Source organism: Microbacterium sp. UMB0228, assembly GCF_002871415.1.
Taxonomy (GTDB): Bacteria; Actinomycetota; Actinomycetes; order Actinomycetales; family Microbacteriaceae; genus Microbacterium.
Genome location: NZ_PNFU01000003.1, coordinates 97,513 through 103,629, shown reverse-complemented (window position 1 = coordinate 103,629; position 6,117 = coordinate 97,513). Strand labels below are relative to the sequence as shown.

Annotated in this window: 6 protein-coding genes; all 6 read left to right on the top strand. The window is 72.5% G+C overall.

Features of this window, described 5'->3' with window-relative positions:
* Positions 1 to 3,474 (top strand): DNA glycosylase AlkZ-like family protein (locus tag CJ226_RS07755; protein WP_102208830.1); only part of this gene is annotated, 3,474 nt, incomplete at its 5' end.
* A gap of 56 nt (positions 3,475 to 3,530) precedes the next feature.
* On the top strand, positions 3,531 to 3,779 hold the full coding sequence (locus CJ226_RS07750) for a type II toxin-antitoxin system Phd/YefM family antitoxin (RefSeq protein WP_062632961.1): 249 nt from the start codon (positions 3,531 to 3,533) through the stop codon (positions 3,777 to 3,779).
* Complete coding sequence (locus CJ226_RS07745; RefSeq protein WP_062632963.1) at positions 3,776 to 4,042, top strand: Txe/YoeB family addiction module toxin; 267 nt, start codon at positions 3,776 to 3,778, stop codon at positions 4,040 to 4,042. Before CJ226_RS07750 ends, CJ226_RS07745 begins: the two co-directional genes overlap by 4 nt.
* Positions 4,043 to 4,060: 18 nt before the next feature.
* Entirely contained in the window at positions 4,061 to 4,855 is a 795-nt protein-coding gene (locus CJ226_RS07740; RefSeq protein ID WP_062632965.1) for an EI24 domain-containing protein, read from the top strand.
* Positions 4,855 to 5,628: a DNA-formamidopyrimidine glycosylase family protein gene (locus tag CJ226_RS07735; protein WP_102208829.1), complete on the top strand. Its 774-nt coding sequence runs from the start codon at positions 4,855 to 4,857 to the stop codon at positions 5,626 to 5,628. Before CJ226_RS07740 ends, CJ226_RS07735 begins: the two co-directional genes overlap by 1 nt.
* An 81-nt stretch (positions 5,629 to 5,709) precedes the next feature.
* On the top strand, positions 5,710 to 6,117 hold the full coding sequence (locus tag CJ226_RS07730; RefSeq protein ID WP_025102471.1) for a DapH/DapD/GlmU-related protein: 408 nt from the start codon (positions 5,710 to 5,712) through the stop codon (positions 6,115 to 6,117).

Below are 6,117 nucleotides of genomic sequence, written 5' to 3'. Positions count from 1 at the left end.
CTGAAGTCGGGGGTGCTCCGCTGTGTGGTCGCCACGAGCAGCCTGGAGCTCGGCATCGACATGGGCGCCGTCGACCTCGTGATCCAGGTCGAGGCACCGCCGTCCGCGGCCTCCGGGCTCCAGCGCGTGGGACGGGCCGGGCACCAGGTCGGCGAGATCAGCCGCGCGGCTCTGTTCCCCAAGCACCGCGGGGACGTGCTGCACACCGCGATCGTGACGGAGCGGATGCTCGCGGGGAAGATCGAGGCCATCCAGGTGCCGCGGAACCCGCTCGACATCCTCGCCCAGCAGACCGTCGCGGCCAGCGCCCTCGGAGCGATCAGCGTCGAGGAGTGGTTCGAGACCGTCCGGCGTTCCGCCCCGTTCCAGTCGCTCCCCCGCTCCGCGTACGAGGCCACGCTCGACCTGCTGGCCGGCCGCTTCCCCTCCGACGAGTTCGCCGAGCTGCGCCCGCGCCTCGTCTGGGATCGCGACGCCGGCACGCTCACGGGCCGCCCGGGGGCACAGCGGATCGCGGTCACCAGCGGCGGCACCATCCCCGACCGTGGCCTGTTCGGCGTCTTCGTGGCCGGCGAGTCCACGGGTGCCCGAGTGGGCGAGCTCGACGAGGAGATGGTCTACGAGTCCCGCGTCGGCGACGTCTTCACCCTGGGCACCACGAGCTGGCGCATCGCCGAGATCACCCACGACCGCGTCAACGTCATCCCCGCCTACGGCCAGCCCGGCAAGGTGCCGTTCTGGCACGGCGACGGCATCGGCCGCCCGTTCGAGCTGGGCGAGGCGCTCGGGGCGTTCTCCCGCGAGGTGTCCGCCGCGAAGCCGGAGAAGGCGGAGCAGCGGCTCATCGCGGCCGGACTCGACGAGCAGGCGCGCGCCAACCTCCTCGCGCATCTCTCCGAGCAGCGGGAGGCCACGGGCACCCTGCCGACGGACCGTACGCTCACCGTGGAGCGCGGACACGACGAGGTCGGCGACTGGCGCGTCATCCTGCATTCCCCGTACGGCATGAAGGTGCATGCGCCCTGGGCGCTCGCGATCAATGCGCGCGTGCGGGAGCGTCTCGGGGTCGAGGGCTCCGCGGTGGCGAGCGACGACGGCATCATCGTCCGCATCCCCGACGCCGAGTCGGAGCCGCCCGGTGCGGAGCTCTTCGTGTTCGATCCGGACGAGCTGGAGCAGCTCGTCACGCAGGAGGTCGGCGGCTCGGCGCTGTTCGCCTCGCGGTTCCGCGAGTGCGCCGCGCGGGCGCTGCTCATGCCCCGCACGAACCCCAACCGCCGCACGCCGCTCTGGCAGCAGCGCCAGCGCTCGGCCCAGCTCCTCGAGGTCGCCCGCCGGCATCCCACCTTCCCCGTGATCCTGGAGACCCTGCGCGAGGTGCTGCAGGACGTCTACGACCTGCCCTCGCTGCGGAAGCTCGCGACGAGCATCGCCGACCGCCGCATCCGCCTCGTCGAGACCCAGCCAGGACAGCCGTCGCCCTTCGCGCGCGACCTCCTCTTCGGCTACGTCGGCGCGTTCATGTACGAGGGCGACTCGCCGCTGGCCGAGCGCCGAGCGGCCGCCCTGTCCGTCGATCCGGCACTGCTGGGCGAGCTGCTGGGCACGGTCGAGCTGCGCGAGCTCCTCGACCCCGACGTCATCGCGCAGTTCGAGCGCGAGGCCCAGCGCCTCGACGCGGAGCGTCGGGCGCGCGGCCTGGAGGGCGTCGCCGACCTGCTCCGGCTGCTCGGACCGCTCGACACCGACGAGGTGGCGGCACGCCTCGATCCGGAGTCCACCGGCGGAGCGACCGCGGCGACGCTGCTCGACGACCTCGTGACCGCGCGGCGGGCCATCCCCGTCACGATCGCCGGGGTGGCCAGGGTCGCCGCGATCGAGGACGCCGGGCGCCTGCGCGACGCGCTCGGAGCGGCCCTGCCGACCGGCATCCCCGTGGCCTTCCTCGAGCCCCTGGCGGATCCCCTCGGCGACCTCGTGGCCCGTCACGCCCGCACCCACGGCCCGTTCACCACCGCGTCCGTCGCCGAGCGCTTCGGTCTCGGCACCGCGGTCGCCCGGCACACCCTGCAACGTCTGGAGACGAACGGCCGCCTCACGAGCGGGTACTTCCTCCCCACCGCGGCCGGCAGCGGCGACGACATCGAGTGGTGCGACACCGAGGTGCTGCGGCGGCTGCGCATGCGGTCGCTCGCGGCGATCCGCGGGTCCGTCGAGCCGGTCTCCCCGGAGGCCTATGCGCGGTTCCTTCAGGACTGGCAGCACCTCGGCCGGCCCCTGGAGGGCATCGACGGCGTGCTCACGGTGATCGAGCAGTTCGCCGGCGTCCCCATCCCCGCCAGCGCCTGGGAGTCGCTCGTCCTGCCGTCGCGGGTGCGCGACTACACCCCGGCACTGCTCGACGAGCTCACGGCCGCGGGCGAGGTGATCTGGTCGGGACACGGCACGCTCCCCGGGCGCGACGGGTGGGTCTCGCTGCACCCGGCCGATCTCGCCCCGTTCACCCTGCCCGATCCTGACGCGGAGATCGCCGCGGAGTCGCTGGAGGCGCGCCTCCTCGCGGCCCTCGCGGCGGGCGGCGCCTACTTCGCCGCGCAGCTCAAGGAAATGACCGGCGCCGAGAACGAGCAGTCGGTGCTGGAGGCCCTGTGGTCGCTGACGTGGTCCGGGCACGTCACCAACGACACCTTCGCGCCGATCCGCTCGCTGCTGACCGGGGGCTCCCAGGCCCACAAGGTCAAGCGCCGCGCCCCGCGTGCGCGCACCTATCGCGGCATGTCGCTCACGCGCACCGCTCCGCGCCCGACCTCCATCGGCGGTCGCTGGTCGCTGCTCCCCGAGGTCGAGACCGATCCGGCGCGGCGCGCGACCGTCACCGCCGGACTGCTCCTCGACCGCTACGGGGTGGTCACCCGCGGAGCCGTGCAGTCGGAGGGCGTCCCCGGCGGATTCGCCCAGGCGTACCGCGTGCTGGCCGGGTTCGAGGAGGCGGGGCACTGCCGCCGCGGCTACGTGATCGAGAAGCTTGGCGCCGCGCAGTTCGCCGCCTCCGCCACGGTCGACCGCCTCCGCACGTACGCCGGCCTCGCCGACCCACCGCCGCGGAAGGCCGTCACCCTGGCGGCCACCGACCCGGCGAACCCGTACGGCGCGGCGCTCGGGTGGCCGAAGCTCGAGGGCGTGTCGCACCGCCCGGGGCGCAAGGCCGGCGGGCTCGTGGTGCTCGTCGACGGCGCCCTCGTCCTGTCGCTCGAGCGCGGCGGACGGACCGTGCTGTGCTTCACGGACGACGAGGAGGTGCTGCAGGCCGCCGCCGCCGACCTCGCGACGACGGCCAGGGACCGCCGCCTCGACACCCTCACCGTCGAGAAGGTGAACGGCGAGGGGGTGTACGGCACGATCCTCGGGCGGGCCCTGCAGGAGGCGGGCTTCGTGCAGACGCCGCGCGGCTTCACGCTCCGCAAGGCCGTCTGACCCGGACTCACCACGACAACGAGTGGTACCATATTCCGTACCAGAAAGGGAACGACATGGCCATCACGACGAGCGAAGCGCGGCGGGATCTGTTCGGCCTGATCGAGCGGGTCAACCTGGATCACAGCGAGGTCGAGATCACGTCGCGCCGCGGCAGCGCCGTCCTCATGTCCAAGGCGGAGTACGACTCCCTGGTGGAGACGAGTTATCTGCTGCGCTCGCCCGCGAACGCCCGGCGACTCCTCAGCGCCCTGGCCGCGGTCCACGACGGCGACGTCTCGGAGCACGACCTCGACGAGGCATGACCGTTCGGCTTCTCGTCTGGACCCCCGAGGGGTGGGAGGACTACGTCCACTGGCAGACCGAGGACCGGCGCACTCTCAAACGGATCAACCTCCTGATCGCCGACACCCTCCGCGACGATCCCTTCCAGGGGATCGGAAAGCCCGAGCCCCTCAAGCATGCTCTCGCCGGCGCGTGGTCACGGCGCATCGATGAAGCTCATCGCCTCGTGTACACCGCGACCGATCGCCACGTGACCATCCTGCAAGCCCGCTACCACTACTGACCCCCCTACCCTGGAGCCATGATCCGAGAGTTCGCCGCCGGCGTCCGCACCCTGTTCCGCGGCTTCGGCGTGTGGCGCACCCGCCCGGGGCTGATGGCGCTCGGGCTCGTCCCCGCGATCATCGCGCTCGTGCTCCTCGCCGCCGTCCTCGTGCCGCTGATCCTGTCGATGCCCTCGCTGTCGGCCTGGCTCACCCCCTTCGCCGACGGATGGGTCGAGCCCTGGCGCGGGTTCCTGCGGACCGCGGTCAGCCTCGTGGTGGTCGCCGCCGCGCTCGCGCTGGCCAGTTCGGTGTTCAGCGCCCTCACCCTCACGATCGGCGACCCGTTCTACCAGCGGATCTGGCACGCCGTGGAGAAGGACCTCGGCGACCCGCCTCCCGCCGACGGCGGCAGTTTCTGGATCACCGTCGGTGAAGGTCTCCGACTGGTCGTGCTCGGCATCCTCATCGCCCTCCTCGTGCTCCTCATCGGCCTCCTGCCCGGTGTCGGCGGCGTCCTCGGCGCGGTGTCCGGCGTGGTCCTCACGGGCCGCCTGCTCGCGCGGGAGCTGACCGGTCGAGCCTTCGATGCGCGCGATCTCAGCCCGGCCGCCCGCGCCGCACTGTTCTCGGGCAGTCGCGCCCGCGTGCTCGGCTTCGGGGTCGCCACCCAGCTCTGCTTCCTCATCCCGGGCGGCGCCGTCGCCGTGATGCCGGCCGCGGTCGCGGGAAGCACGATGCTGGCGCGCGACATGCAGGCCCGCACCCCGCTCGCCGTCGCCACCCCCGCACCGGCGCCGGGACGGCACGACCGCACGACCGGGATCGCCTGATGCCTGAAGGCGATACCGTCTTCCGCACGGCCCGCCGCCTGGACGAGGCCCTCGCGGGCGGCGAGGTCACGCGCTTCGACCTCCGCGTGCCGCGCTTCGCGACCCTCGATCTGACCGGACAGCGGGTGCAGGGCGCCGTCCCCCGTGGCAAGCACCTGCTGCTGCGGATCGGCGAGAGCACGCTGCATTCGCATCTGCGCATGGACGGCGCCTGGTTCGTATACCGGCCCGGCGAGAAGTGGCGGCATCCCGCGTTCAAGGTGCGGGCGATCGTCGGCACGGCCGAACGCGAGGCCGTGGGCGTGGACATCGCCGAAGTCGAGGTCGTCCCCACCCGCGATGAAGACGACCTCGTCGGCTACCTCGGCCCCGACCCCCTCGCCGCCGACTGGGACCCGATCGAGGCCGCGCGCCGACTCGGCGCCGACACCCGGGTCATCCACGTCGCCCTGCTCGATCAACGCAACGTCGCGGGCTTCGGCAACGAGTACGCGGCAGAACTCCTGTTCCTCCGCGGAATCCTACCCACCACCCCGACCCCCGAAGTCGACGTCGCCGCCCTCCTCGACCTGGGCGTGCGGACCATCCGCGCGAACCGCGACCGCCGCAACCGCACCTTCACCGGCATCGATCGTCCGGGCCAGGCGACGTGGGTCTACGGACGCGCTGGACGCCCCTGCCGACGCTGCGGAACGCTCATCCGCCGCGGGGAGCTGGGGGCCGATCCGACCCGCGAGCGGATCACGTTCTGGTGCCCTCGATGTCAGCGTTGAGCCGTATCCATCCGCGGGAATGAATCTCCCCCTCCCGTGGTTGTTGATATATCCGGAGAACTCCGGAGCACGGGAGGAATCGTGGGCAAGAACTACGTCGACATTGAGAACGACCACGGAGCGACGCTGCGGTACCGCAAGCACGCCAACGGTCGCGGTCTCGTCGCGCATGGCGCCAAGGTGCATCCGAAGGCGCACATCGAGGCGGGAGCCTACATCGAACCGGGAGCACGCGTCGGAGCGGGGGCCATCGTCGCCCGCGGTGCGTGGGTGGACGAGGACGCCGTGATCGGCGAGGGCGCGTACATCGACGCCCACGCGCACGTCGGCCAGGGCGCGGCGGTCGGCGATCACGCGCACGTCGGCGTCCGCACCGACATCGGCGCCGGGGCCCGCATCGTACGAGGCGCCCGCATCGGCGACGACGAGACGGTCGCGGCGGGCCTCACCGTCGCCACCGATCAGAAGGGTCTCTGGCTGGCGGCCTGA

Excerpts from the sequence above, each read along its gene's own strand:
- CJ226_RS07750 (WP_062632961.1), top strand. The coding sequence starts at position 3,531 with ATGGCCATCACGACGAGCGAAGCGCGGCGGGATCTGTTCGGCCTGATC.
- CJ226_RS07735 (WP_102208829.1), top strand. The coding sequence starts at position 4,855 with ATGCCTGAAGGCGATACCGTCTTCCGCACGGCCCGCCGCCTGGACGAG.
- CJ226_RS07740 (WP_062632965.1), top strand. The coding sequence starts at position 4,061 with ATGATCCGAGAGTTCGCCGCCGGCGTCCGCACCCTGTTCCGCGGCTTC.
- CJ226_RS07745 (WP_062632963.1), top strand. The coding sequence starts at position 3,776 with ATGACCGTTCGGCTTCTCGTCTGGACCCCCGAGGGGTGGGAGGACTAC.